This window comes from Sphingopyxis alaskensis RB2256 (assembly GCF_000013985.1).
GTDB classification, from domain to species: Bacteria; Pseudomonadota; Alphaproteobacteria; order Sphingomonadales; family Sphingomonadaceae; genus Sphingopyxis; species Sphingopyxis alaskensis.
This window is the reverse complement of the sequence record NC_008048.1, coordinates 545,415-568,660: the sequence shown is the minus strand read 5'-3', so window position 1 is coordinate 568,660 and position 23,246 is coordinate 545,415. Positions and strand designations below refer to the sequence as shown.

Sequence of the window (23,246 nt, the reverse complement as noted above, 5' to 3'; positions counted from 1 at the left end):
GAGCGAAGCGAGCAAGCAATCTCCCGCTATCGACGGCCTCTCCGACAGCTGGCGATTGCTTCGCTACGCTCGCAATGACGTTTCGGTATCAGGCCTTCGCAGCGGCATATTCCTGGGTGCCGCGCGTGATCACCTTGTCGTCCGGCAATATGTCGGCAATGGGGATCGGCGGCAGTGCGGCGTTCGCGGCATAGAGCGGCGCGAAATCGGTATTCACGGTTATGTCGAGCAACTGTTCCAGACTGTCGATGACAAAATAATTCTGCTGGAAATCGTCGATCCGGTAATCGGTGCGCATGACGCGCGCGAGGTCGAAGCCGAGGCGGTTCGGGCTCTCGCTGTCGAGCGCGAAGACGCTTTCTGCATAGGAGGAAACGATCCCGGCGCCATAGATGCGCAGGCCGCCGGCTTCGCGGATCAGCCCGAATTCGACCGTATACCAATAGAGCCGCGCCAGCTGTTTGAGCGCATCAAACTTCAGGCTGCGCAGTCCGCCCTCGCCATAGGCGACCATATAATCGGCGAAAACCGGGTCGGCGAGCATCGGGACATGGCCGAAGACGTCGTGAAAGACGTCGGGTTCCTGGAGGTAATCGAGCTGGTCGGGTGTGCGGATGAAATTGCCCGCGGGAAAGCGCCGGTTTGCCAGATGATCGAAAAACACGTCGTCGGGAACCAGTCCCGGCACCGCGACAACCTGCCACCCCGTCGCCGCCATCAGCCGCGCGTTGAGCTCGCGGTAATCGGGAATGCCCGGCTTTTCCAGCTTGAGCACGTCGATGCCGCGCATAAATGCGTCGGCCGCGCGGCCGGGCAACATCGCCGACTGGCGCGCGAACAGCCGGTCCCACATCGCATGTTCGTCGGCGGTGAAGGCGTCCCAATTCTGCGAAATCGTCCAGTCGGCCGCGGCGCCCGGCGGCGGGGTTTCGTGGACGTGGGTAAACCGGCTTTCCATGGACAGACTTCTATCACAAATATGGTTTCATGTGAAACTTATTCGCCGATCGCGACGACCGATGTTGCGAGCCGGTCGACCTCGGCGTGATCGTGGCTGACGTAGAGAATGGGGAGCCGAAGCTCGTCGCGAATCCGCTCGATCACCGCCATGATGTCGCCGCGCCGCGCCGCGTCGAGTGACGAGAGCGGTTCGTCCATCAGCAATATGTCGGGACCGGCGAGCAGCGCGCGACCGATCGCGACGCGCTGCGCCTCCCCGCCCGACAGGCTTTGCGGCCAGCGGTCGAAAAGATGGCCGATGCCGAGGAAGCCGGCCGCCTCTTCGAGCGTCATCCAGCGGTTCGCCTGCGGCGCAAGCGCGTGGCCGTAGAGAAGATTCGCGCGCACCCGCCTGTGCGGGAACAGTCGCCCGTCCTGAAAGACATAACCGATGCGGCGCGCTTCGGGCGGCAGATCGGTCTCGGCATCGAATAAAATACGGTCGCCGATGCGGATATGCCCGCGATCAGGGCGCAGCAGCCCGGCGACCATGTCGAATATGCTCGTCTTGCCCACACCCGACGGGCCGAACAGCGCGGTCAGCCCCGGCCCCGCTGAGAAGCGCGCGGCGATGACGCGGTCGCCACGTCGTTTTTCGACGTCGATCTCAATCGTCATGCGCGCGCCGTCCGACATGGCTGCGCCGCACCAGCCATTCGGAGGCGAGCAGCGCACCGAGCGACAGGGCAACCGACAAAAGCGCGAGCCGCGTCACCGTCGCTTCGCCGTCCGGCACCTGCAACGCCGAATAGATGGCGAGCGGCAGCGTGCGCGTTTCGCCCGGAATGTTCGAGACAAAGGTGATCGTCGCGCCAAACTCGCCGATCGAGCGCGCGAAGCCGAGCACCAGCGCGGCGAGGATGCCCGGAAGCGCGAGCGGCAGGCTGATCGTGCGAAAGGCGTGCCAGCGCCCAGCCCCGAGCGTCCGCGCCGCGCCCTCCAGCCGCCGGTCGATCCCCTCGATAGACAGCCGCATCGCGCGCACCATCAGCGGCAGCGCCATGATCGCCGCCGCGAGCGCCGCGCCGGTCCAGCGGAACATCAGGGCAAGGCCAAACCAGCGTTCGAGCCAGCCACCGACCGGCCCCAGCGGCCCGAAAGCGATGAGCAGCAGCCAGCCGGTGACGACCGGCGGCAACACCAGCGGCAGATGGACGAGCGCATCGACGAGCATCCGGCCGGGGAAACGATAGCGCGCGAGCGTCCACGCGACAACGAAGGCAAGCGGCAGCGTCGCGAGCACCGCGAGCCCGCCGACCTTGAGCGACAATGCGACGATCCCCCATTCCTCGGCGGTCAGCATCACGGCGCCGAAAAACCGTGGCGCGCAAATATCGCGCGGCCTTGGCTGGACAAGAGGAAGGCACGAAAGGCCGCGGCGTCGCGGTGCCGCGATGTTTTCAGCACCGCCAGCGGATAGCGGATCGGCGGGTGGCTCGCGGCGGGAAAGCTGCCGACGATCCGCACCGCTTTCGACGCGTGCGCGTCGGTCGCATAGACGATGCCGAGCGGCGCGGCACCGCGCTCGACGAGTGCCAGCGTGGCGCGGACATTTTCGGCGGGCGCGAGCCTGCCCGCGACGCTGCCCCACACGCCGAGATGCGCCAGCGCTGCCCTCGCATAGCGGCCCGCAGGCACCGCATCGGGGTCGGCGATGGCGAGACGGCCGGAACCGAGCGCTCGGGCGAGTGGAAAGCCGTGCGCCGGGGTCAGCCGGACCTTGCTCGCGGCGGGTGCGATCAGCACGAGGCGATTGCCGACCAACCTGACTCGCGTCCCCGCGCGGAGCCTGCCCGCCTTCGCGACCGCATCCATCCACGGTTCGTCGGCCGAGAGGAAGATGTCGGCGGGCGCCCCGGCAATGACCTGCCGCGCGAGCGCCGACGAGGCGGCGAAGGACAGCAGGGGTTTCGGATGCCCCCGCGCCGCCCAGACGTTCGCCGCTTCGGTGAGCGATTCCTGCAGGCTCGCCGCCGCGAGCACGACCGGCCCCCGCGCCGCCGCCGCACCGGCAGGCGTCAGCAACAGCCCGGCGAGCGCGAGAAGCAGGCGAAGGACAAAAGCCATGCTGTCGACTATAGGCGCGCCGGGCCTCTTGCCGCAACGCTCAGCCGGCACGCCGCGCAGAGCGGCGTGTGCCGGCTATTTTGTCATGGAAATATCCTCACCGGAAAACTGGCATCGAGCCGCGCAGACTCGGCCATGCCGTGGGTCCGCAGCGCTGTCGTGTACGCCGACCCTCTCAATCGGAATCCTCCTCGTCGCGGCGGGGTTGGCAGGGTCCGAACAGATGCGCACCGTGATCGACCTCGATGCGTCGCTTTCGATCATCCAGCCCGGCGCCACGAGCATCCGCGCCGCGAGCGCCGGCTGCGCCGGCAACAGGAGCAGCACGCCGCGCTCTAGGTGTTTAGCCCGCCGCCGCGACGATCGCCGCCCATTCGGCTTCGTCGATGACGCGGATGCCGAGCGATGCAGCCTGTTTGAGTTTCGACCCCGCGCCGGGGCCGGCGACGACCAGGTCGGTCTTGGCGCTGACGCTGCCCGCGGCTTTCGCGCCGAGCGCTTCGGCCTGCGCCTTCGCCTCGTCGCGGCTCATCGTTTCGAGCTTGCCTGTGAATACGACGGTCTTGCCCGACACTTCGCTGTCGCGCGTTTCGACGACATAGGGCGGCGGCGACACCTCGCTAAGCAAATCGTCCCACAGTACGCGATTGTGCGGTTCGTGGAAAAAATCGCCCAGAGCCTCTGCAACCGCGGGGCCGATGCCGTCGGCACGCACGTCGAGGATCGCCTTGATCGCTTCCAGTCGCCGCGCCGCATATTTGCCTTCGGATTCGCCCTCGATGCGCGGATTGGCTTCGACCCATGCCCTGAGTTCAGCGGCTTTTCCGGGCAGCCGCGCGATGTCGCCAATGCCCTTCAGCAGGTCGCGGGCGGTCACCGCGCCGACATGGCGGATGCCAAGCCCGAAAAGCAGGCGCGCCGCGTCGGGTTGCCGCTTCGCCTCGATCGCGGCAAGCAGATTGTCGACCGACCTTTCCTTCCACCCCTCGCGCGCGAGCAGCTCTTCGCGGTGGCTTTTCAGGCGAAAAATGTCGGCCGGCCCCTTTTCGAGCCAGCCAAGCTCCAGAAACTCGGCGATACTCTTTTCGCCCAGCCCCTCGATGTCGAGCGCGCCGCGGCTGACGAAATGGCGAAGCCGCTCGAACTTCTGCGCGTTGCAAATCAGCCCGCCGGTGCAGCGCACATCGACCTCGCCATCTTCGGCGACCGCCTCGCTGCCGCACACCGGGCAATGATCGGGAAAGACATATGGCTCGCGCGGCTCGTCGCGGGTCAGATTTTCGACCACTTGCGGGATCACGTCGCCCGCGCGCTGGACAATGATGCGATCGCCCGGACGCACGCCGAGGCGCGCGATCTCGTCGCGGTTGTGGAGCGTCACGTTCGACACGACGACGCCGCCGACGGTGACGGGGGTGAGCCGCCCCACCGGCGTCAGCTTCCCCGTGCGTCCGACCTGGATGTCGATGGCCTCCAGCGTCGTCTGCGCGCGTTCGGCCGGAAACTTATGCGCAATCGCCCAGCGCGGCGCCCTGGCGACGAAGCCCAGCCGCGCCTGCCAGTCGAGCCGGTCGACCTTGTAGACGACGCCGTCGATGTCATAGGGCAGTTCGGCCCGCTCGGCCTCGATCATCCGGTAATGGTCCAGCAGGTCGGCAACCCCGTCGCAGCGCTTCAGCAGCGGCGACACCGGCACCCCCCAGCTTTCGATCGCCTTCATCACCGCATATTGGGTGTCGGCAGGCAGCGCGCTGACCTCACCCCAGCCATGCGCGAGGAAACGCAGCGGGCGCGACGCGGTGACGCTTGCGTCTTTCTGGCGCAGCGACCCCGCGGCGGCGTTGCGCGGATTGGCGAACTGGCGCGCCTTGTCGGGATCGTCGGCTTCGGCGAGCAGCCGCGCGTTGAGCGCCGCAAAATCGGCCTTCGCCATATAGACTTCGCCGCGAATCTCGAAGATGTCGGGAATGTCGCCTTTCAGATTCTGCGGAATGTCGGCAATCGTCCGCACGTTCGGCGTGACATCCTCGCCCACCGTCCCGTCGCCGCGCGTCGCAGCCTGCACCAGCACGCCCTTTTCATACCGCAGCGAACAGGACAGGCCGTCGATCTTGTCCTCCGCGGTGAACGCGAGCGGCTCGCCTTCGTCCAGATTGAGAAAGCGCCGCACGCGCGCTGCGAACTCCTCGACATCCTCGGCGGCAAAGGCGTTGTCGAGGCTCATCATCCGCTGCGCGTGTGTCACCTTCGCCAGCGGCGACGCCTCGACCGCGGCGCCGACCAGCCGGTTGGGGCTATCGGCACGGATCAGATGCGGAAAAGCCTCCTCGATCGCCGTATTGCGGCGGACCAGCGCGTCATAGTCGGCGTCCGAAATCTCCGGGCTGTCCTCGGCATGATAGAGCTTGTTGTGATGCGCGATCTGTTTCGCCAGCCGCATCAACTCGTTCGCGGCCTCGGCTTCGGTCAGCGATCCGACGTCCTTCATCTTAAAGCCCCTCCCCTTCAGGGGAGCGGTTGGGGTGGGGCCATCGATCCGCACGGCGGTCGAGTTCGATCAACAAATATCGCAGCACGCCATCCATATTCGTCAGCACATCCTCGTTCCTGATCCCAACGACCTCGATACCTTGGTTTCGCAGCGCTTCATCTCTTGTAGCATCGGTCTCAAGAATATGCGTATCGCCATCCACCTCCACCGCCAGCCCTTTCTGAGGGCAACAGAAATCGGCGATACAGGGGCCAAGGATTGCCTGTCGGCGAAATTTATGCCCGCCCAATCTGGCATCGAAAGATGGCGCCACAGCCGCTTTTCCGCCTCCGCGGGTTGGCGGCGCATCTTGTGAGCGTAGCTCAACATGACATGGCTACGTTTCGTACGACGCATAACCCCACCCCAACCCCTCCCCTGAAGGGGAGGGACTTCAAGACGTAATCACCGCGCGATCACCAGCACATGCACTTCGCGTCGAATCCGAAAGCCCAGGGATTCATACAGCGCAATCGCGCCCGCATTGTCGGCATAGCTGTGCAGGAACGGCGTTTCGCCGCGCGCCACCATCGCGCGCATGACATGGCCGATCAGCGCGCGCGCCAGCCCGCGGCCGCGACAATCGGCCCAGGTCGCGACGCCACTGACCTCGGCCATCCCGGGCATCAACATCCTTTGCCCCGCCATCGCGAGCAGGCGGCCATCCTCGCGAACGCCGAAAAAGGGACCGTAGCGGTGCGTCGCCGGTCCCCACGGCCCGGGTTTCGCATGGTCGGCAAGCGCCGCCATTTCGGGTGCATCCGAATCGTGCAAAGCGACGATCGGCGGTTCGCCGTCGCGCGGCGCGGGCGGCGGTCCGTCGGCAACCATCTGCGCCAGCACCGCGCGCCTCACCTCGCGCACGCCCGGCGGTACGGGCCAGGGATCGCCCTCGACGATCCAGAGCTCGCCGTCATCGGGCACCAGCGCGGCCAGCGCCGCCTGCGCCGCAGCGCCGGTGTCGGCGGCCACCCCGAACACGCCATAACCGCGATCGATCCTGAGCGCCCGCGCGTCGCCCTCCGCCAGATGCGCCTGCCGCCCGGTGAGCATCGACCAGATGGGGCGGTCGAGGGGATGAAGGACGGTCACGCCGCCACCTCCAACAGCCGCTCGGCCTGTGCCCTTGCTTCCTCGGTCACTTCGGCACCCGACAGCATCCGGGCGATTTCTTCGCGGCGGCCGGCGTCGTCGAGGGTGTGGACGCTGGTGCGCGTGACGGTCCCCTCGCTCGACTTGGCGATGACGAAATGGAAGGCGCCCTTGGCCGCGACCTGCGGACTGTGCGTCACCGCCAGCAATTGCTTGCCCGCACCGGCGAGTCTTGCCAGCCGCTCGCCGATCGCGCTTGCGACGGCGCCGCCGACGCCGCGGTCGATTTCGTCGAAGATGATCGTGTCGGCGCCGCCCTCTTCGGCGAGCGCGACCTTGAGCGCAAGGATGAAGCGCGACAATTCGCCGCCGCTCGCAATCTTCGCCAGCGGGGCAAAAGGCGCGCCGGGATTTGTCGCGATCAGGAACTCGACGCGGTCGATGCCCCCTGGCCCCCAGCGGTCGGCGGGAAGCCGCTCGACAAGCGTCCGGAAGCGCGCGGCGTCGAGTTTCAAGGGCGCCAACTCGTCCGCCACCGCCGCGTCGAGCCGCGCCGCCGCCTTCGCGCGCTGATCGGACAGCACAGTCGCGGCGCGGGTATAGGCGGCGGCACTTTCGGCAACCGCGGCCTCGAGCCGCGCGAGTCCCGCGCTGCCGCCCTCGATCGCGTCGAGCCGCGCGGCGAGCGTGCCCGTGAGGTCGGCAAGCTCGTCGGGCTGGCAGGCGTGCTTGCGCGCCATCGCGCGCAGTTCGAACAGGCGCGTCTCGGTCGCGTCGAGCCGTTCGGGGTCATATTCCATCGCGCGGGCGGCTTCGTGCAGCTTCGTCTCCGCCTCGTCGGCCTCGATGATCGCGCGGTCGAGCGCCGCGAGCGCCTCGGCGAGCAGCGCATGATCGCCCGCGAGCCGGTCGAGCCGCCGCGCCGCGCCGCGCAGCAGCGCGGGGCCGCCGTCGCTGCCGTCGAAGACCTCAAGGATCGCGCCCAGATCGCCCGCAAGCCGCTCGCCCTTTTGCATCGCGGCGCGCGCTTCGGCGAGTTCGGCCTCTTCGCCGGGCTGAGGCGCGAGCGCCTGGAGTTCGGCGACGCAATGTTCGAGCCACTCGCGGTCGCGCTCGGCTTCGGCGATGGCGGCGCGCGCGGCAGCGAGCTTCGCCTCGGCGGCGCGCCATGCCGCGTGGGCCGCGGCGACCGCGGCGGTGTCGGCGCGCGCATAGGCGTCGAGCAGCGCGCGGTGCCCCGCGGGCGCGAGCAGCCCGCGGTCGTCGTGCTGGCCGTGGATTTCAACGAGATGTCCGCCGACCTCGCGCAGCAGCGCCGCCGAGCAGGGCTGGTCGTTCAAAAAGGCACGACTACCACCATCGGCCTTCAATGTGCGGCGAATGATCAACGGCTCGCCGACGCCCTGCGTGATGTCATTGTCGGCAAGCAGCGTCGCAAGCGGACTGCCCGCGGCGGGCGGCGCAAAGCTGGCGGTGACCTGCGCCCGGTCGGTGCCCTGCCGCACCAGCGCGCTGTCGGCACGCGCGCCGAGCGCAAGGCCCAGTGCGTCGAGCAGGATCGACTTGCCGGCCCCCGTCTCGCCGGTCAACACGCCCAGCCCGGCCTCGAAATCGAGGTCGAGCCGCTCGATCAGAACGATGTTGGCGATGGACAATGCGGTCAGCACGCGCCGTCCTTACCGCAGAACAAAGGCAGAATCTATGCGCTCGGTGCGTGCTTCTGCATCAGTTTGTACGCACGCTCATACCATTCATTGCCGGGATAGTTGGCGCCGAGCACCGCCGCGGACTTTTTGGCTTCTTCCGGAATACCGAGCGCGAGATAGGATTCGGTCAGGCGGTACAGCGCCTCGGGCGCGTGGCTGGTGGTCTGATATTTGTCGACCACCTCGCGGAAACGGATCGACGCGGCGAGCCAGTTCGAGCTGCGCTGATAAAAGCGCCCGATCTCCATCTCCTTGCCCGCCAGATGGTCCTGTACCAGGTCGAGTTTGAGCCGCGCGTCGGCGGCATAGCGGCTGTCGGGATAGCGGCGCACGATTTCGCCAAGCGCGGCCTGCGCCTGCTGCGTGATCCGCTGGTCGCGCGTCACGTCGCTGATCTGCTCATAATAGCTGAGCGCGATCAGATAATAGGCATAGGGTGCGTCCTTGTTGCCCGGATGGATCGCGAGGAAGCGCTGCGCGGCCTCGATCGCCGGCGTATATTCGCGGTCCATATAATAGCTGAACGAGCTCATCAGCTGTGCGCGGCGCGCCCAGGGCGAATAGGGATGCTGACGCTCGACCTCGTCGAACAGCGCGGCGGCAATGCCGTATTGCCCGCGGTCGAGCCGTTCCTGCGCGGCGCGGTAGAGCGTGTTGACGTCGCGCGCGACATAGCGCGTATCCTGCTTGACCCCGCCGCCACCGGCGCAGGCCGCCAGCATGGGCGTGATCACGAATGCGGCGGCGAGCAGGCGCACAGCGGCGCGCGAGGGTGCAAAACGAGTCATGCGCGCGGTATAGCCACAGCGCGGATGAACGCAAAATAAATGATGGCACGCCCGGTCGGGTTTCGGCCTTGCCTTGCAAGAGAAAGCTATTGTGCCTTGACCACGCAGCCCTTGGGCGCATCGGCAGGCGCGGGGACGCGGCGCGCGGTGCGGATTGTCACCTGCGGGTCGAGGATCTGTCCCACCATCACCCCCTCGCCCGCGGTCGGCGAGATCGGCGCGTTGAAAATCGCCGCGGCGACGTCCGCGCCCGCGACGACCTCCCCGAACACTGCAAAACCCACACCGTCGCCGCCCGGCGCATCGGCGTCGAAACCCTTGATGTCCGAGAGCAGCAGGAAAAAGTCGGTCGTCGCATCGCCGGGACTCAGCCGCGCCATCGACAGCGCCCCCTTGCAATGGGTGAGGCCCGTGGCGGTCGTCGGTTCGTGCGCGATCGGCGGATAATTGCGCCGCGCATCGCCGCGATTGCCGGCCTGGATGAGCTGGTTCGCCGGGCCCCAGCTTCGGGTCGAACGATAGAATTGGAACCCGTCCATCCGCTTCGTGTCGACATAGCGAAGGAAATTGGCGGCTGTCACCGGCGCGCGCTTGTCCTCGATCCGCACGGTGATTGTCCCCAGATCGGTGGTGAGCGCGACAAAGGGGCGCGTATCGGCCTCGACCACCGGCGTAACCGGCGCCGGGACCGGCGGCACGGGCGGCGGCAATTGCGTCGCCTGCGGCGGGACGGCGGCGGGCTGGATGGCGAGGATCAGGGCGGCGGCAAGCGTCAGCATGGTGCCGACCATAACCGCAACCGCGCCGTCGATGCGAGTGCTTTCACATCATGTCCGGCTATGCCGCCGGGCGGCAACCGGACCCGGCCGCGCGCAACCCGTGCAGACCCGGCTGTTCGGCTGACCGCTACACCGAAAGGCGCGGCGCAAGCGGCTCCTTCGTTGCGCCTCGAGTCGGCGAAGTAGGCCGCCGCTCCCGCGAAGGCGGTTATTGTCGAAAAACCGCTATTCCGTCCCAGTAAAAAGGGGCCGCCTCTCGGCAGCCCCTTCGCGGTTCGCTAATCGAAAGACTTAGTCCTTCAGGAAGTCGGGCACATGGCCCTGATCTTCGGGGCCGTCCTCGCTGCGTTCGCGGCGGGGGCCGCGGTCGCCGCCGCCGTCGCGGCGCGGGCCGCGTTCGCGGCCGCCGCGATTACGGTCGCCGCCGTCGCGGCGGGGACCGCGATCACCACGGTCGCCGCGGTCGCCACGCTCGCGCGGTTCGCGCGCCGGGCGGGTGTCTTCGAGTTCCGCGCCGGTTTCCTGATCGACGACGCGCATCGACAGGCGGACCTTGCCGCGCGGATCGATCTCGAGCACCTTGACCTTGACGTCCTGCCCTTCGGACAGGACGTCGGCGACCTTTTCGACACGCTCGTTCCTGATTTCTGACACGTGAACGAGGCCGTCCTTGCCGCCCATGAAGTTCACGAACGCCCCGAAATCGACGAGGTTGACGACCTTGCCGTCATAGATTTTGCCGACTTCGGCTTCCTCGACAATGCCCGCGATCCACTTGCGCGCGGCTTCGATCTGATCGAGATCCGACGAGCTGATCTTGATCAGGCCCTCGTCGTCGATGTCGACCTTGGCGCCGGTGGTCGCGACGATCTCACGGATCACCTTGCCGCCGGTGCCGATGACGTCGCGAATCTTCGCCTTGTCGATCTGCATCGTCTCGATGCGCGGCGCATGCGCCGAGAGTTCGGTGCGGACTTCGCCGAGCGCCTTGTTCATTTCGCCAAGGATGTGCGCGCGGCCTTCCTTGGCCTGCGCCAGCGCGGCTTCGAAGATTTCGCGCGTGATGCCCGCGATCTTGATGTCCATCTGCATCGTGGTGATGCCTTCGGACGTGCCCGCGACCTTGAAATCCATGTCGCCGAGATGATCCTCGTCGCCGAGGATGTCCGACAGGATCGCATAATCCTTGCCTTCGAGGATCAGGCCCATCGCGATGCCCGACACCGGGCGCTTGATCGGCACGCCGGCGTCCATCATCGCAAGGCTGCCGCCGCACACCGACGCCATCGACGACGAACCGTTCGATTCGGTGATGTCGCTGGTCAGGCGGATCGTATAGGGGAACTCGTCCTTGGACGGCAGCACAGGGTGCAGCGCCCGCCAGGCGAGCTTGCCGTGGCCGACTTCGCGGCGCCCCGGCGCGCCGAAGCGACCGACTTCGCCGACCGAATAGGGCGGGAAGTTATAGTGCAGCATGAAATGCTGGTACGACAGGCCGTTGAGGCCGTCGATCATCTGTTCGGCATCCTTGGTGCCAAGCGTGCAGGTCGCGATCGTCTGCGTCTCGCCGCGGGTGAACAGCGCCGAGCCGTGCGCGCGCGGCAGGAAGTGCGTTTCGGCGACGATCGGGCGGATCTGCGTCGTCGTGCGGCCGTCGATGCGCTTGCCTTCCTTCAGGATCGCGGTGCGGACGATCTCGGCCTCGAGCTTCTTGACGATCTTGATGCCCGCCATCACCGCCTGCGGGTCGAGGCCGTCGGCGATAAAGCTTTCCTTCGCCTTCGCGCGCGCTTCGTTGAGCGCGTTCGAGCGCGCCGACTTGTCGGTCAGCTTGTAGGCGGCGGCAATGTCCTTGCCGATCAGCTTCCTGAGCTTGTCCTTGAGCGCGGCATCGTCGTCCGACGAAGCGATCTCCCAAGGTTCCTTCGCGGCCTGTTCGGCGAGCTTGATGATCGCCTTGACGACCTCCTTGCACGCGTCGTGCGCGAACAGGACCGCGCCGAGCATGACCTCTTCCGACAGTTCGTTCGCTTCGGATTCGACCATCATCACCGCGTCGTGCGTTGCCGCGACGACGAGGTCGAGGTCACCTTCGGCGACCTGTTCGTCGGTCGGGTTGAGGATATATTCGCCGTTCAGATAACCGACGCGCGCGGCGCCGATCGGGCCCATGAAGGGCACGCCCGAAATGGTGAGCGCGGCCGACGCGGCGACCATAGCGAGGATGTCGGGCTCATTGTGGCCGTCATAGCTCAGCACCTGGGCGATTGCGTTGATTTCATTATAGAAACCTTCGGGGAACAGCGGGCGGATCGGACGGTCGATCAGACGGCTGACCAAGGTTTCCTTTTCGGTCGCGCCGCGTTCGCGCTTGAAAAAGCCGCCGGGGATGCGGCCCGCGGCCGAGTATTTTTCCTGATAATGGACGGTCAGCGGGAAAAAGTCCTGCCCGTCCTTCACCGACTTCGCGGCGGTCACGGCGCACAGGACGACCGTTTCGCCCAGCGTCGCGATCACGGCGCCATCGGCCTGGCGGGCAACCTTGCCCGTTTCGAGCGTCAGCGTTTCGCCGCCCCACTCGATCGATACTTTTTTCACGTCAAACATGTGGTTTCCTTCGCCCGCCGGGCCCTATGCCGGGCGGGGCCTCTCATGTCCGGGCAATCCGGCCCGGGGCGGTTCAGGGCGTCTGTCTGCCCCATGGCGGTCCCGCCGGATGCGGGAGCGGCCCTGTGGTCCAGCGCCTTGCGCGGGACCAATATGAAAGCGGCCCCGGAACCCGGAGCCGCCCTCGAAGTCTTACTTGCGAAGGCCCAGCTTCGCGATCAGCGCCTGATAGCGGCCCTCGTCCTTCTTGCGAAGATAGTCGAGGAGGCTGCGGCGCTTGTTGACCATCATCAACAGGCCGCGACGGCTGTGATTGTCCTTGCGGTGCGTCTTGAAATGTTCGGTCAGCGTGTTGATGCGGTCGGTGAGGATCGCCACCTGAACCTCCGGCGAACCGGTATCGCCCTTGTCGCGGGCATTGTCCTTGATGACTTCGGCTTTGCGCTCGGCGGTAATCGACATATTTCTTTTCCTCGAACATCGTGACTTACAGGTTGAAGCCCCGCACTACCTTCAGCGTTCCCGCCAAAGCCTCGATCAAGGCAACGGGCCGGTTCTCGGCGTCGCGTCCCCAATAGAGCCCGTCGTGCGTGCTAACCCCGGTCCAGACGCGACCCTGGCGGATCGCCCCTGCCGCTTCCGGGGAAAGGTCAAGAGCCGGGATGTCGACCAGCCCTGCCTCGAGCGGCAGAATAATCTCTGATTGCGCGGCGCCTTGGCCGAAAGCGTTCAATTTGTCCAGCGAAATCGCGCGTTCGAGCGTGAACGGCCCGGCTTTCGTACGGCGGAGCATGGTGACATGGCCGACGCTGCCGACCGCGCGCGCGATGTCGCGGGCGAGCGAGCGGATATATGTGCCCTTGGAAACATGGGCGGTAAGTGTGATGGATTCAAGCCGATCCTCCCCGCCCTCGTCACCCCGGACTTGATCCGGGGTCCATTCGGCGCCCGCGGCGATAGATGCCGGATCAAGTCCGGCATGACGAAGGGAATAGACGGTCACCCCCCGCGCCTTCATCTCAACCGCCTCACCCTTGCGCGCGCGATCATACGCCCGCTCGCCATCGATCTTTATTGCGGAGTAAGCCGGCGGCACCTGCTCGATCGGTCCGGTAAAGCGCGGCAACACCGCATCAATCTCCGCCAGCGTCGGCCGCACGTCGCTCGTCGCCACCACCTCACCCTCGGCATCGAGCCCCGCGGTTTCCATCCCAAACCGCACTGTAAAATCATAGGTCTTGCTGGCATCGAGCATCCGCCCGCAGAGCTTTGTCGCCTCGCCGAGCGCGATCGGCAGAACGCCCGACGCCAGCGGGTCGAGCGTCCCGCCGTGGCCGACCTTGGCCTTGCCCAGCCCCGCCTCGCGGCACACGCGCTTGACCGCGCCGACCGCCTGCGTCGAGCCCAGCCCCACGGGTTTGTCGAGGATGATCCAGCCGTTCATCGCCGCGGCGCTAGGCGCGCCGGGCGGCGCTTGTCAATTTGCCGCCGGGTTTTCGCCCATGATGTCCTCCGACTTGTCCCGCTTCGACGGTGGCGGCGCGGAGGTCACGAAGGAGGCGAGAGGGCAGCGCTCACCGCGCACGATGATCGCCGAAAAGCGGTCGAGCCGCGCCGCGCCGCGCGTTTCGACACCGATCGTGTGCGCAAAGTCGATGTCGCGGCAATAGCCCGCAAAGGCGCCATAATACCAGTCGCCGCGGCGGTCCTGGATCCAGACGCCGCGGCCATCGTCAGCGCGCCAGTTGCGGATCGAACTGTCGCTGGGGAACACAATGCTCGATTCGACGCCGAGCGCGCGCGCTTCCCTGACGGGCTCGTCGGCCGCCGCGACCGAAAGGGGAAGGAGCGCAGCGGCCAGGGAGAGTGCGAGGTTCTTCATGGCGCCTTCCATAGCCGGGTGAGTCTGAACTAAGGCTGACCCTCTGCCATTCGTCATTGCGAGCGCAGCGAAGCAATGACGAAGCCTGTTATCCCGTCCACTCCTCCGCCAGGATCGACCACAGCCCGGTGTCGCGCACATGCCCGGTCCAGGTGATGCGCTCGGCGCGCAACACGCCCTCCTTCGTGCAGCCGAGCTTGGCGACCGCTGCCTGCGACCGGCCGTTCCGCTCGTCGATGCGGAACTCGACGCGGCGAAAACCGACGGAAAAGGCGTGATCGAGCATCAACCGCTTGACCCGGCCGTTGAGCCCGGTGCCGCGCGCGCCGGGGTGAATATAGCTGTTACCCAGCTCGACCGTCTGCGCCGACACATCGGGACGCAGCCACGCGGTCATGCCGACCAGCGCCTCGCCTTCGATGACCGCATAAGGCATCCGGCTTTCATGGCCGATGAGCGCGGTGAAACTCGCGTCGAAATGGTCGGGATCGTAACTCGACGAATAGATCGGCCAGACGTCGCCATCGGCGGCGCAAGCGGCGCGCAGCGCCTCGCGGTGTGCTTCGGCGAGCTTGACGAGCCGAAGGTCGCCCTCGGTCAGCTCGACATAGAGCCGGTCAAGCATCCGCGGCCGCCTCGCGTCGCTTTTCCATGAAATGCCGCCGACACATCGCGACATAGCGGTCGTTGCCGCCGATCTCGGTCTGCGCGCCTTCGACCACCGCGCGGCCGTTTTCATCGACGCGCAGGTTCATCGTCGCCTTGCGCCCGCATTCGCACACGGCTTTGAGTTCGACGAGCGCGTCGGCAAGGCCGAGCAGCGCCGCCGAGCCGGGAAACAGGTTCGCGGCGAAATCGGTGCGCAGGCCGTAACAGAGCACCGGGATATTCACCTCATCGGCGAGCCGCGCCAGTTGCAACACCTGCTCACGCGACAGGAATTGCGCCTCGTCGACAAGCACGCAGGCCAGCGGCCGTTCCGCATTTTCGGCGCTCACCGCGGCGAACAGATCGCTTTCGGGATCAAACTTGTGTGCCGCCGCCATCAAGCCGATCCGGCTCGTCACCTGCCCCGTGCCGTAGCGGTCGTCGAGCGCCGCGGTCCACAGCATTGTTTCCATGCCGCGCTCGCGATAGTTGAAATCCGCCTGCAGCAGCGTCGTCGATTTGCCGGCGTTCATGCTGGCATAATAAAAGTAGAGCTTGGCCATGGCCCGGCTATAGTCGGCGCCACGCGAACGACAAGACGATCAAAAAAGGGAACAGGGATGACCGACAGCAGTGCCGCCGCCACGCCGCCGCAAAAGGGCGTCCTGGGATGGATCGAACGGGTGGGCAACCGCCTGCCTGATCCCGTGGTGCTGTTCCTGTGGCTCGTCGGCATTCTGGTCGTCATCTCGGTGATTGCATCGGCGGCGGGCTGGTCGGCGCTCCATCCCACCGAGGTCGATCCCGAAACCGGACGGCAGAAAGTGATCGCCGCGACCAGCCTGCTCAGTGCCGACAATATCGCGCGGCTGTGGGTCGAAATGCCCGCGACCTTCACCCATTTCCATCCGCTCGGCTATGTGCTCGTCGTCATGCTCGGCGCGGGCGTCGCCGAACGCAGCGGCCTGTTCGGCACCGCGATGCACGCGAGCGTGCGCGGCGCGCCGCAATGGCTGCTCACCCCGCTCGTCGCCTTTGTCGCGATGATGGGCAATCTCGCCGCCGACGCCGCCTATGTCGTCCTGATCCCGCTGGCGGCGGTGATCTATCACGCCGCCGGGCGCCATCCGGTTGCAGGGATCGCCGCGGCGTTCGCGGGCGTATCGGGCGGCTTTTCGGCCAATCTGCTGCCCGGCCAGCTCGACGCCCTGCTGTTCGGCATCACCGAGGCGGCGGTCGAAACCGTGTTCGGCGACTGGCAGGCGAATATCGCCGGCAACTGGTATTTCATCGCCGTGATGCTGTTCCTCTTCCTGCCGGTCATCTGGTACGTCACCGACCGCATCATCGAACCGCGCCTTGGCAGCTATGTCCCAGCCGGGCTCGCGGCGAAGGGCGACATCGGCGAACAGGACCGCCCGCTGAACGACGGCGAGCGCAAGGGGCTGCGCCACGCAGGGCTGGCGATCCTGTTCGTGATCGGGTTGTGGCTGCTCTTCACGCTCGGCCCCGGCACGCCGCTGGTCGCCGAGGATGGCCCGCCGGAGGGCCGCTTCACCCCCTTTTACCAATCGCTCGTCGCGGGCTTTTTCCTGCTCTTCCTGCTCGCCGGCTGGGCCTATGGCCGCGCCACGGGGGTGGTCGGCAACCACCGCGACCTGGTGAAAATGATGAGCGAGTCGATGGGCGACATGGCCTATTATCTCGTGCTCGCCTTTGCCGCGGCGCATTTTGTGGCGATGTTCGCCTGGTCGAACCTCGGGCTGATCCTCGCCGTTCACGGCGCCGACGGGCTGAAGGCGATGGATCTGCCCGCGCCCGTACTGCTCGCGGCGATCGTGCTGCTCACCGCGGCGCTCAATCTGTTCGTCGGGTCGGCGAGCGCCAAATGGGCGCTGCTTGCCCCGGTGCTCGTGCCGATGCTGATGCTGCTCGGCATCAGCGCCGAAATGACGACCGCGGCCTATCGCGTCGGCGACGGGTCGACCAACATCATCACCCCGCTGATGGTCTATTTCCCGCTGATCCTGATTTTCTGCCAGCGCTGGCAGCCGAGCTTCGGCCTGGGCAGCCTCGCCGCGACGATGCTGCCCTATTCGATCGGGCTGCTCGTCACCGGCACGGCGCTGGTGATCGGCTGGGTCGCGCTCGACCTGCCGCTCGGGCCCGGCGCGAGCGTGCACATCCCGGTGCCGACCACCGCGCCCTGACCGGGCGCCACCTGCCGCCTCACTCGGCGCCGAGCAGCGCGCGGAACCGCGCCGGCTGCGGCAGCAGGTCGGCGAGCGTATAGCGGTCGAGGTGCGCGAGGAAGGCGGCGAGTGCGCCGCCGAGCGCCCCTTGCAACCCGCATCCGCCGCGCACCGGACAGGTTGAGGTTGCCGGGTCCATACATTCGACCAGCCCGCCCAGATTTTCGAACTCGCGCACGACCGTTCCCGCGATCACCTCGGACGGCGCGCGCGCGAGCGTCAGCCCCCCGCCGCGGCCGCGCTGCGCGCTGACATAGCCCAGCGCCTGCAGCCGCTGCGCGACCTTGGCCAGATGGTTGCGCGAAATGCCGTAGTGGCTGGCGATCTCATCGACCGACATCTGCTCGCCGGTCGCCGCCAGCGCCATCAGGATCCGCAGGGCATAGTCGCTGTGAAGGCTCAGTCGCATAAATTAAGTATATTATATATTGCTTTTTAGCTCAACCGCGATAATAAGAGGTATCTTATATACCATTATTGAGTCGAACCCATGCAACCGATCCGCGCGCACGCTCCCGCCCATCCCCACGCCGCCGCCGCGCGCGCGGCGCGCCGCGCCGATGCAAAGGTCATCGGCATCGACGAAGCCTTTATCGCGGCATTCGTCGACGATTTTTACGCCGCGATCCGCGCCGATGCGCTGCTCGGCCCGGTCTTTGCCGCTCGCATCGACGATTGGCCCGCGCATCTCGCCCAGATGAACCGCTTCTGGCAGTCGATCCTGCTGGCCGCGGGCAGTTTTTCGGGCAATCCGATGGTCAAGCATCTCGCGATCCCCGGCCTCGACGACGCGCATTTCGCGCACTGGCTCGACCTTTTCTACGCCACGCTGCACCGCCTCGCGCCGACGCCCGAAGCGGCGAAACTGGTCGGGGAGAAGGCGCGAATGATCGCCGAAAGCCTGCTCACCGGCATCCGCCTGCATCGCGACCGCGACGCCGATCTGTTCAGCAAAGTGGAGCTTCCCCATGTCTGACCTTCCCGCCGTTCAGCCCGCCCGCCTGTCCAACGATCCATATGAAACCAGCGGGGTTCAGGCGGGATTTCAGCTGCCGCGCTGGATGTGGCGCGCGATGTTCGCCTGTTATGCCATCTTCTTTGTCGGCATTGGCGCGGCGACCGGCCGCGACACGGCGACGATTTTCGCGCTCGTCATCTCCTTGCTTTACATGCTGATGTATTTCGTGACCGCCGGGCTGCTCCATGCGCAAAAGGGCCCCGAACATGACTCGCCGCTCGATCGCGTCGGCGGGACGCTCGATACCTGGACCGGCCCGATGGACCGCGGCACCGTCGCCGCGCAGTTGCTCGCCGTGCCGGCGGGCTTTGCCTTCCTGGGCCTGACTTTCTTCGCCATCCGCGCCGCGAGCTTCTGACGATGGACAAAACACTTATCGCCGATCGCAAACCGCCGCTGCCGCCGGGCGCTACCGCCTACCGTCAAATAGGCCCCTTTGCTGCGGCCGATATTCCGGCCGGATTCCTGCGCGAGCATCGGCTGAAACCCGGCGCCTGGGGGCTTCTGCATGTCGTGGCGGGCGCAATCCGATTCCGCTGGGACGATGACAGGGGCGGCGCACGACGCATCGCGGCTGGCGATACGATGCTGATCCCGCCCGGCGTCCCGCACCATCTGGAACCGGAAGGCCCGGTCACGATCACGATCGAGTTTTGGGCGTTGAACGCCGCCGCCTGACGAGCCTCCCTCCGCCCCCGGCCTTGACTCACCCACCTCCGCTGCCATGCTGCACGGCCAAGGCGCAGCATAGGGGGAGAGCTGCCATGCGGTTGATGCCGGTGACCGATGCGATGTTCCTGTGGGGGGAAAGTCGCGAGATGCCGATGCACATCGGCGGCATCAACCTCTACACGCTGCCCGACGGGGTCGACGAGACCGAGTGGCTGAACGAACAGCTCACGCTGCTCCGCCAGTCGGAGGGGTTGCGGCGCCCGTTCAGCGAGGTGCTCAAGCTCACCCCCTTCGGTCAATATGGCCCGATCCGCCTTGTGCCCGACCGCGACATCGACATGCACTATCATGTCCGCGCCGCCGCGCTGCCCAAGCCGGGGCGCTACCGCGAGATGTTCGAACTCGCCTCGCGGCTCCATTCGGGCCTTCTCGACCGCACCCGCCCCTTGTGGGAAATCACGCTCATCTCCGGGCTGCCCAACCGGCAGATCGCGACATTCAAGAAGGTCCATCACGCGCTTATGGATGGCGCAGCGAGCATCCATTTCTATAATTCGATGCTCTCGCCCGATCCCGACGAACGGCGCACCGCCTCGCCGCTGTCGGTCGAGGCCTATGAGGCGTACAAGCGCAGCTTCCCCGCCCCCAAAAAACCGCCGCGCCCCGACCTCACCGACATCAAGGCGATCGGCGATTTCCTGAAGGAACAGTGGGGCAACAGCGTCGGGGTGACGAAGGCGATGAACCAGTATCTCGCGGCGATGTTCGGCATCGGCGGCGACGGGCTGGCCACGCCCTTTGCGGGCGTGCCGCGCACCAGCTTCAACCGCAACATCACCGGCGCGCGGCGCTTCGTCGCGCAAAGCTGGTCGCTGGAACGGGTCAGGGCGATGGGCAAGGCTTATGACGGGACGATCAACGACGCGGTGCTCGGCATGTGCGCGGGCGCGATGCGCAAATATCTGCAATCGCTGAACGAACTGCCCGACAAGCCCTTGAAAGCCATGGCGCCGGTGTCGATCCGGCCCAAGGACGACATCGATTCGGGCAATTCGGTCGCGTCGGTGACCGCGAACCTTGCGACGCATATCGACGATCCGGCGACGCGCATGGCGATGATCCAGGAATCGATGAACTCGGCGAAGGCGCAGCTTCGCGCGATGACCGCGCAGCAAATACGGCTCTATACCGCGATCACCAGCTTCCCGATGATGCTCACCGCGCTCACGCGCACCGCCGACAAGTTTCCGGCCTATTCGGTGACCATTTCCAACGTCCCCGGCCCGCGCGAGCAGATGTACTGGAACGGCGCGCGACTCGACGGCATGTATCCCGCAAGCATCCCGGTCGACGGCATGGCGATGAACATCACGCAGGTGTCGAACTTCAGGAATATCGACTTCGGCATCACCGCCTGCCGCCGCAGCGTCCCGCACGCGCAGCGGATGATCGACTATCTGGAAGACTCTCTGGTCGAACTCGAAACGGCAGCAGGCATCAAGAAGGCGAAATAGCCCCGCCAACCCGCATCAGAAATCCACCTGCGTCCGAAGGCCGAAGGTGTCCGCCGTATAATCGCGGTCCCCCGTCGCCGTTGCCACACGTGCATCGCCCACCCACAATTTCCCATAGTTGGCGTTGATGCGAATATAGTCGACCGGCGCCCAGACGAGGCTGATCAGCGCCGCCTGCTGGCGCCCGCCGACGATCCCGCCGTCGTTCAGATCAAGATGATCGTAGCGGGCGTTCACTTCGAACGCGCCGACGCCGCCGGCAGTGATCGGCTTCGTGGGTTTCAGCCGGTCGAAACCGCCATCCTTGTAACCGCGGCGGTCGCCCGGCGTCAGCACCATCCCGACCTCGGCATAGCCGCCGAAGAAGGTCGGGTCGGCCGGTCCGGTGCGATTGACGCGGTGCCAATAGCCCTCGCCCGCCGCGTGGAACGGCCCGGCGATCACCGCGCCCTCCAGCCCGATACCGCGTTCGCTCGCGACGTCGATCAGCCCCGTATCGACCAGCCGCACGTCGGTCGTGTGCGCGAAGGGACGCGCACGGTAGCGCCCGAGCGCGGCGGGATCATTGGGATCGCGCCAGTGGCCCGACGCGGCGAGGTGCAGCTGCGTGTCGCCGAGCTTGGGCATCCACACCACTCGCCCATCGAGGCTGACCGCATTGTTGCTGTCGTCGAGCAGGTCGCCCGCATTGTCGCCGAACACCCCCGCCTGAAGCAGCAGGTCGCCCCTCCTATATTGCGCCGACAGGCCGACGCGCCGCTCGAAGCCAAAAGCCTGGGCAAAGGCCGCGCGCTCCATGAAGCTGGTGAAAAGGTCGCTGGTCATTTCGTCGAGCGACCAGAAGGGCTTGATCTGGCCGGCCGTAACCGACAAGGGCCCGGTGCCATAGGTCAGGTAAACGTCGGTAAGCTCCACCGAATTGTTCGCCACATCGGCCTCGACGCGATAGGCGAAACCGCCGGGAATCTTGCCGTCGACGCCCAGATAGATTCGGCGAAACTCGGTTTTCAGCCCGCCACGCGCGTCGGTCGCCCCGACGGGTGTATCGACCGCGGCGAGGTCGACCTGCATCCGTCCGCGCGGCTTGAAGCTCCAGCCGTCGGCGGTTCTGATCTCGGGCGCGCCCTTCCAGCCGATCTCGCTCGCGGGTTTGGCGGCCACCGACGGCGACTTGGGCTGGGCAGCGGGAGCGGGCTGCCCGGTCGCCGCGTCGAGACGCGATTCGAGCGTCGCGACCTGTGCCTTCAGCGCCGCGAGTTCCGCGCGGAGCGCGGCGGCTTCCTCGGCGGTCATCGTCTGTGCGCGCGCCGTCGACGGCAGGCAGAGGATCGAGGTCGCCAGCAGGGCGGCGGTCAGCGAATGGCGCATGGAAGGGAAAGCTCCGTGACGAAAGGGTTACAAACTGGCGGCGCTGTTATGGCGTATTAGTGACCGTTGCGCGTCAATTGCATGACATTTTTGTTGCATCGCTCTTTTTCCTGACCCCTTGCCAGCGGGGCGCGACGGGCTAAGGACGTTCCAGTTTTTTCGGGCAACCTTTTCAGAGGGCCCTTTGCGGGAGACCATCATGACGATCAATTTTGACGGCCGCGTTGCCATTGTCACCGGCGCGGGCGGCGGGCTTGGCCGCGCCTATGCGCTCGAACTCGCGCGGCGCGGCGCCAAGGTCGTGGTCAACGATCTCGGCGGTGCGCGCGACGGCACCGGCCATTCGGACGCGGCGCTTGCGGTGGTCGAGGAAATCCGCGCCGCGGGCGGCACCGCCATGCCCGACGGCGGCAGCGTCACCGAATATGAACAGATGGTCGAAATGGTCGCCAAGGCGAAGGAGGAATGGGGCGGCGTCCACATCCTGATCAACAACGCCGGCATCCTGCGCGACAAGAGCTTTGCCAAGATGGACCCCGCCGATTTCGACCTGGTGGTCAAGGTCCACCTGCTCGGCAGCGCCTATGTCACCAAGGCGTGCTGGGACATCATGCGCGACCAGGCCTATGGCCGCATCCTGATGACCGCCTCCTCGACCGGCCTTTACGGCAATTTTGGGCAGGCGAACTATGGCGCGGCGAAGCTGGGCCTCGCGGGGCTCACCAAGACGCTCCACCTCGAAGGCGCGAAATATAATATCCGCTGCAACACGATCGCCCCCGTTGCGGGCACCCGGATGACCGAGGATATTTTCCCCGCCGAACTGTTCGAAAAGTTCACTCCCGCAAATGTCGTGCCGGCCGCGCTCTATCTCGTCAGCGAGGATGCGCCGACCAACATGATCATCGGCGCGGGCGCGGGCGCCTATCACGCCGCCTATGTCACCATGACCCCCGGCGTGGCGCTGCCCGAGGGCGAGCGCACCCCCGAAGGCGTCGCCGCGGCGTGGGACAAGATCATCGACCGCACCGGCGACACCGTCCCGCAATCGGGCAGCGAACAGTCGATGAATGTGATGAGGGCACTGATGGCGCTGGGGTGATAACGACCACGCTCCCCCTTGTTGGGGGAGGCAGCGAGACTTGGCGGCTTGCCGCCTAGTCGCAGCGGTGGGGGTGCGGTCTCAGCCTGACACTAACCATCAGGACGCACCATCACCCTCATCCAACTACGCCTAGCCCGCTGTCGCGGGCAAGGCCCCGTATCCTTCCCCCATCAAGGGGGAAGGATAAGCGCCATACCGTATTGACACAGCAACACAGTT

Annotated in this window: 24 protein-coding genes; 6 read left to right on the top strand and 18 right to left on the bottom strand. The window is 66.3% G+C overall.

The annotated features are described in order from the left end of the window. Positions 1-88: 88 nt before the first annotated feature. From phhA to SALA_RS02700, 16 genes are all read right to left on the bottom strand, one after another. Positions 89-958, bottom strand: a complete 870-nt coding sequence (gene phhA / locus SALA_RS02780) for a phenylalanine 4-monooxygenase (protein WP_011540865.1) — start codon at positions 956-958, stop codon at positions 89-91. A gap of 38 nt (positions 959-996) precedes the next feature. Beyond that, positions 997-1,617 (bottom strand): ATP-binding cassette domain-containing protein, encoded by a 621-nt coding sequence (locus SALA_RS02775; protein ID WP_011540864.1) that lies wholly within the window; start codon positions 1,615-1,617, stop codon positions 997-999. Continuing rightward, on the bottom strand, positions 1,607-2,302 hold the full coding sequence (modB, locus tag SALA_RS02770; RefSeq protein ID WP_011540863.1) for a molybdate ABC transporter permease subunit: 696 nt from the start codon (positions 2,300-2,302) through the stop codon (positions 1,607-1,609). The genes SALA_RS02775 and modB overlap by 11 nt, the downstream gene beginning before the upstream one ends. After that, positions 2,302-3,066: a molybdate ABC transporter substrate-binding protein gene (gene modA / locus SALA_RS02765; RefSeq protein WP_011540862.1), complete on the bottom strand. Its 765-nt coding sequence runs from the start codon at positions 3,064-3,066 to the stop codon at positions 2,302-2,304. The genes modB and modA overlap by 1 nt, the downstream gene beginning before the upstream one ends. Before the next feature lie 343 nt (positions 3,067-3,409). Further along, on the bottom strand, positions 3,410-5,554 hold the full coding sequence (gene ligA / locus SALA_RS02755) for an NAD-dependent DNA ligase LigA (protein WP_011540861.1): 2,145 nt from the start codon (positions 5,552-5,554) through the stop codon (positions 3,410-3,412). Position 5,555: 1 nt separating this feature from the next. Then, positions 5,556-5,870, bottom strand: a complete 315-nt coding sequence (locus tag SALA_RS16630; RefSeq protein WP_011540860.1) for an endonuclease domain-containing protein — start codon at positions 5,868-5,870, stop codon at positions 5,556-5,558. 131 nt (positions 5,871-6,001) lie between these two features. Beyond that, positions 6,002-6,688, bottom strand: coding sequence for a GNAT family N-acetyltransferase (locus SALA_RS02745; protein ID WP_011540859.1), 687 nt, complete (start codon positions 6,686-6,688; stop codon positions 6,002-6,004). Continuing rightward, the gene (gene recN, locus SALA_RS02740) at positions 6,685-8,355 is read right to left on the bottom strand and encodes a DNA repair protein RecN (protein ID WP_011540858.1); all 1,671 of its coding nucleotides are present in this window, start codon (positions 8,353-8,355) and stop codon (positions 6,685-6,687) included. Before recN ends, SALA_RS02745 begins: the two co-directional genes overlap by 4 nt. A 32-nt stretch (positions 8,356-8,387) precedes the next feature. Then, entirely contained in the window at positions 8,388-9,182 is a 795-nt protein-coding gene (locus SALA_RS02735) for an outer membrane protein assembly factor BamD (RefSeq protein ID WP_011540857.1), read from the bottom strand. 86 nt (positions 9,183-9,268) lie between these two features. Beyond that, positions 9,269-9,973 (bottom strand): peptidylprolyl isomerase, encoded by a 705-nt coding sequence (locus tag SALA_RS02730; protein ID WP_011540856.1) that lies wholly within the window; start codon positions 9,971-9,973, stop codon positions 9,269-9,271. A gap of 279 nt (positions 9,974-10,252) precedes the next feature. Further along, complete coding sequence (pnp, locus tag SALA_RS02725; RefSeq protein WP_011540855.1) at positions 10,253-12,568, bottom strand: polyribonucleotide nucleotidyltransferase; 2,316 nt, start codon at positions 12,566-12,568, stop codon at positions 10,253-10,255. A 192-nt stretch (positions 12,569-12,760) separates the two neighbouring features. Further along, the gene (gene rpsO / locus SALA_RS02720) at positions 12,761-13,030 is read right to left on the bottom strand and encodes a 30S ribosomal protein S15 (RefSeq protein ID WP_011540854.1); all 270 of its coding nucleotides are present in this window, start codon (positions 13,028-13,030) and stop codon (positions 12,761-12,763) included. 25 nt (positions 13,031-13,055) lie between these two features. Then, the gene (gene truB, locus SALA_RS02715; protein WP_011540853.1) at positions 13,056-14,012 is read right to left on the bottom strand and encodes a tRNA pseudouridine(55) synthase TruB; all 957 of its coding nucleotides are present in this window, start codon (positions 14,010-14,012) and stop codon (positions 13,056-13,058) included. A 33-nt stretch (positions 14,013-14,045) separates the two neighbouring features. After that, positions 14,046-14,450: a DUF6491 family protein gene (locus SALA_RS02710; RefSeq protein WP_084764793.1), complete on the bottom strand. Its 405-nt coding sequence runs from the start codon at positions 14,448-14,450 to the stop codon at positions 14,046-14,048. Positions 14,451-14,538: 88 nt separating this feature from the next. Beyond that, on the bottom strand, positions 14,539-15,075 hold the full coding sequence (locus SALA_RS02705) for a GNAT family N-acetyltransferase (protein WP_011540851.1): 537 nt from the start codon (positions 15,073-15,075) through the stop codon (positions 14,539-14,541). Continuing rightward, on the bottom strand, positions 15,068-15,661 hold the full coding sequence (locus tag SALA_RS02700) for a thymidine kinase (RefSeq protein WP_011540850.1): 594 nt from the start codon (positions 15,659-15,661) through the stop codon (positions 15,068-15,070). Before SALA_RS02700 ends, SALA_RS02705 begins: the two co-directional genes overlap by 8 nt. A gap of 57 nt (positions 15,662-15,718) precedes the next feature. Between SALA_RS02700 and SALA_RS02695 the strand changes: the two genes are divergently transcribed. Then, positions 15,719-17,308, top strand: coding sequence for an AbgT family transporter (locus tag SALA_RS02695; RefSeq protein WP_011540849.1), 1,590 nt, complete (start codon positions 15,719-15,721; stop codon positions 17,306-17,308). A gap of 19 nt (positions 17,309-17,327) precedes the next feature. Here SALA_RS02695 and SALA_RS02690 read toward each other — a convergent pair whose 3' ends face one another. Further along, the gene (locus SALA_RS02690; RefSeq protein WP_011540848.1) at positions 17,328-17,759 is read right to left on the bottom strand and encodes an RrF2 family transcriptional regulator; all 432 of its coding nucleotides are present in this window, start codon (positions 17,757-17,759) and stop codon (positions 17,328-17,330) included. An 81-nt stretch (positions 17,760-17,840) separates the two neighbouring features. Between SALA_RS02690 and SALA_RS02685 the strand changes: the two genes are divergently transcribed. The 4 genes from SALA_RS02685 to SALA_RS02670 all read left to right on the top strand — a co-directional run bounded on the left by SALA_RS02685 (position 17,841) and on the right by SALA_RS02670 (position 20,554). Beyond that, positions 17,841-18,326, top strand: coding sequence for a group III truncated hemoglobin (locus tag SALA_RS02685; protein WP_011540847.1), 486 nt, complete (start codon positions 17,841-17,843; stop codon positions 18,324-18,326). Continuing rightward, positions 18,319-18,726, top strand: coding sequence for a hypothetical protein (locus SALA_RS02680; protein WP_011540846.1), 408 nt, complete (start codon positions 18,319-18,321; stop codon positions 18,724-18,726). The genes SALA_RS02685 and SALA_RS02680 overlap by 8 nt, the downstream gene beginning before the upstream one ends. Positions 18,727-18,728: 2 nt before the next feature. Beyond that, a complete protein-coding gene (locus SALA_RS02675) occupies positions 18,729-19,046 on the top strand; it encodes a DUF1971 domain-containing protein (protein WP_049754578.1) in 318 nt (105 codons plus the stop codon). Positions 19,047-19,132: 86 nt separating this feature from the next. Next, positions 19,133-20,554, top strand: a complete 1,422-nt coding sequence (locus SALA_RS02670) for a WS/DGAT/MGAT family O-acyltransferase (protein ID WP_011540845.1) — start codon at positions 19,133-19,135, stop codon at positions 20,552-20,554. Positions 20,555-20,569: 15 nt separating this feature from the next. Here the strand turns inward: SALA_RS02670 and SALA_RS02665 are convergent, their stop codons facing one another. Next, positions 20,570-21,922, bottom strand: coding sequence for an OprO/OprP family phosphate-selective porin (locus SALA_RS02665; protein WP_011540844.1), 1,353 nt, complete (start codon positions 21,920-21,922; stop codon positions 20,570-20,572). Positions 21,923-22,121: 199 nt separating this feature from the next. On the opposite strand from SALA_RS02665, the gene SALA_RS02660 reads away from it, so the two are divergent. Next, the gene (locus SALA_RS02660) at positions 22,122-23,024 is read left to right on the top strand and encodes an SDR family oxidoreductase (RefSeq protein ID WP_011540843.1); all 903 of its coding nucleotides are present in this window, start codon (positions 22,122-22,124) and stop codon (positions 23,022-23,024) included. The last annotated feature ends 222 nt before the right edge of the window (positions 23,025-23,246 follow it).

Excerpts from the sequence above, each read along its gene's own strand:
- phhA (WP_011540865.1), bottom strand. The coding sequence starts at position 958 with ATGGAAAGCCGGTTTACCCACGTCCACGAAACCCCGCCGCCGGGCGCC.
- SALA_RS02775 (WP_011540864.1), bottom strand. The coding sequence starts at position 1,617 with ATGACGATTGAGATCGACGTCGAAAAACGACGTGGCGACCGCGTCATC.
- modB (WP_011540863.1), bottom strand. The coding sequence starts at position 2,302 with ATGCTGACCGCCGAGGAATGGGGGATCGTCGCATTGTCGCTCAAGGTC.
- modA (WP_011540862.1), bottom strand. The coding sequence starts at position 3,066 with ATGGCTTTTGTCCTTCGCCTGCTTCTCGCGCTCGCCGGGCTGTTGCTG.
- ligA (WP_011540861.1), bottom strand. The coding sequence starts at position 5,554 with ATGAAGGACGTCGGATCGCTGACCGAAGCCGAGGCCGCGAACGAGTTG.
- SALA_RS02735 (WP_011540857.1), bottom strand. The coding sequence starts at position 9,182 with ATGACTCGTTTTGCACCCTCGCGCGCCGCTGTGCGCCTGCTCGCCGCC.
- SALA_RS02730 (WP_011540856.1), bottom strand. The coding sequence starts at position 9,973 with ATGGTCGGCACCATGCTGACGCTTGCCGCCGCCCTGATCCTCGCCATC.
- pnp (WP_011540855.1), bottom strand. The coding sequence starts at position 12,568 with ATGTTTGACGTGAAAAAAGTATCGATCGAGTGGGGCGGCGAAACGCTG.
- rpsO (WP_011540854.1), bottom strand. The coding sequence starts at position 13,030 with ATGTCGATTACCGCCGAGCGCAAAGCCGAAGTCATCAAGGACAATGCC.
- truB (WP_011540853.1), bottom strand. The coding sequence starts at position 14,012 with ATGAACGGCTGGATCATCCTCGACAAACCCGTGGGGCTGGGCTCGACG.
- SALA_RS02710 (WP_084764793.1), bottom strand. The coding sequence starts at position 14,450 with ATGAAGAACCTCGCACTCTCCCTGGCCGCTGCGCTCCTTCCCCTTTCG.
- SALA_RS02705 (WP_011540851.1), bottom strand. The coding sequence starts at position 15,075 with ATGCTTGACCGGCTCTATGTCGAGCTGACCGAGGGCGACCTTCGGCTC.
- SALA_RS02700 (WP_011540850.1), bottom strand. The coding sequence starts at position 15,661 with ATGGCCAAGCTCTACTTTTATTATGCCAGCATGAACGCCGGCAAATCG.
- SALA_RS02695 (WP_011540849.1), top strand. The coding sequence starts at position 15,719 with ATGACCGACAGCAGTGCCGCCGCCACGCCGCCGCAAAAGGGCGTCCTG.
- SALA_RS02690 (WP_011540848.1), bottom strand. The coding sequence starts at position 17,759 with ATGCGACTGAGCCTTCACAGCGACTATGCCCTGCGGATCCTGATGGCG.
- SALA_RS02685 (WP_011540847.1), top strand. The coding sequence starts at position 17,841 with ATGCAACCGATCCGCGCGCACGCTCCCGCCCATCCCCACGCCGCCGCC.
- SALA_RS02680 (WP_011540846.1), top strand. The coding sequence starts at position 18,319 with ATGTCTGACCTTCCCGCCGTTCAGCCCGCCCGCCTGTCCAACGATCCA.
- SALA_RS02675 (WP_049754578.1), top strand. The coding sequence starts at position 18,729 with ATGGACAAAACACTTATCGCCGATCGCAAACCGCCGCTGCCGCCGGGC.
- SALA_RS02670 (WP_011540845.1), top strand. The coding sequence starts at position 19,133 with ATGCGGTTGATGCCGGTGACCGATGCGATGTTCCTGTGGGGGGAAAGT.
- SALA_RS02665 (WP_011540844.1), bottom strand. The coding sequence starts at position 21,922 with ATGCGCCATTCGCTGACCGCCGCCCTGCTGGCGACCTCGATCCTCTGC.
- SALA_RS02660 (WP_011540843.1), top strand. The coding sequence starts at position 22,122 with ATGACGATCAATTTTGACGGCCGCGTTGCCATTGTCACCGGCGCGGGC.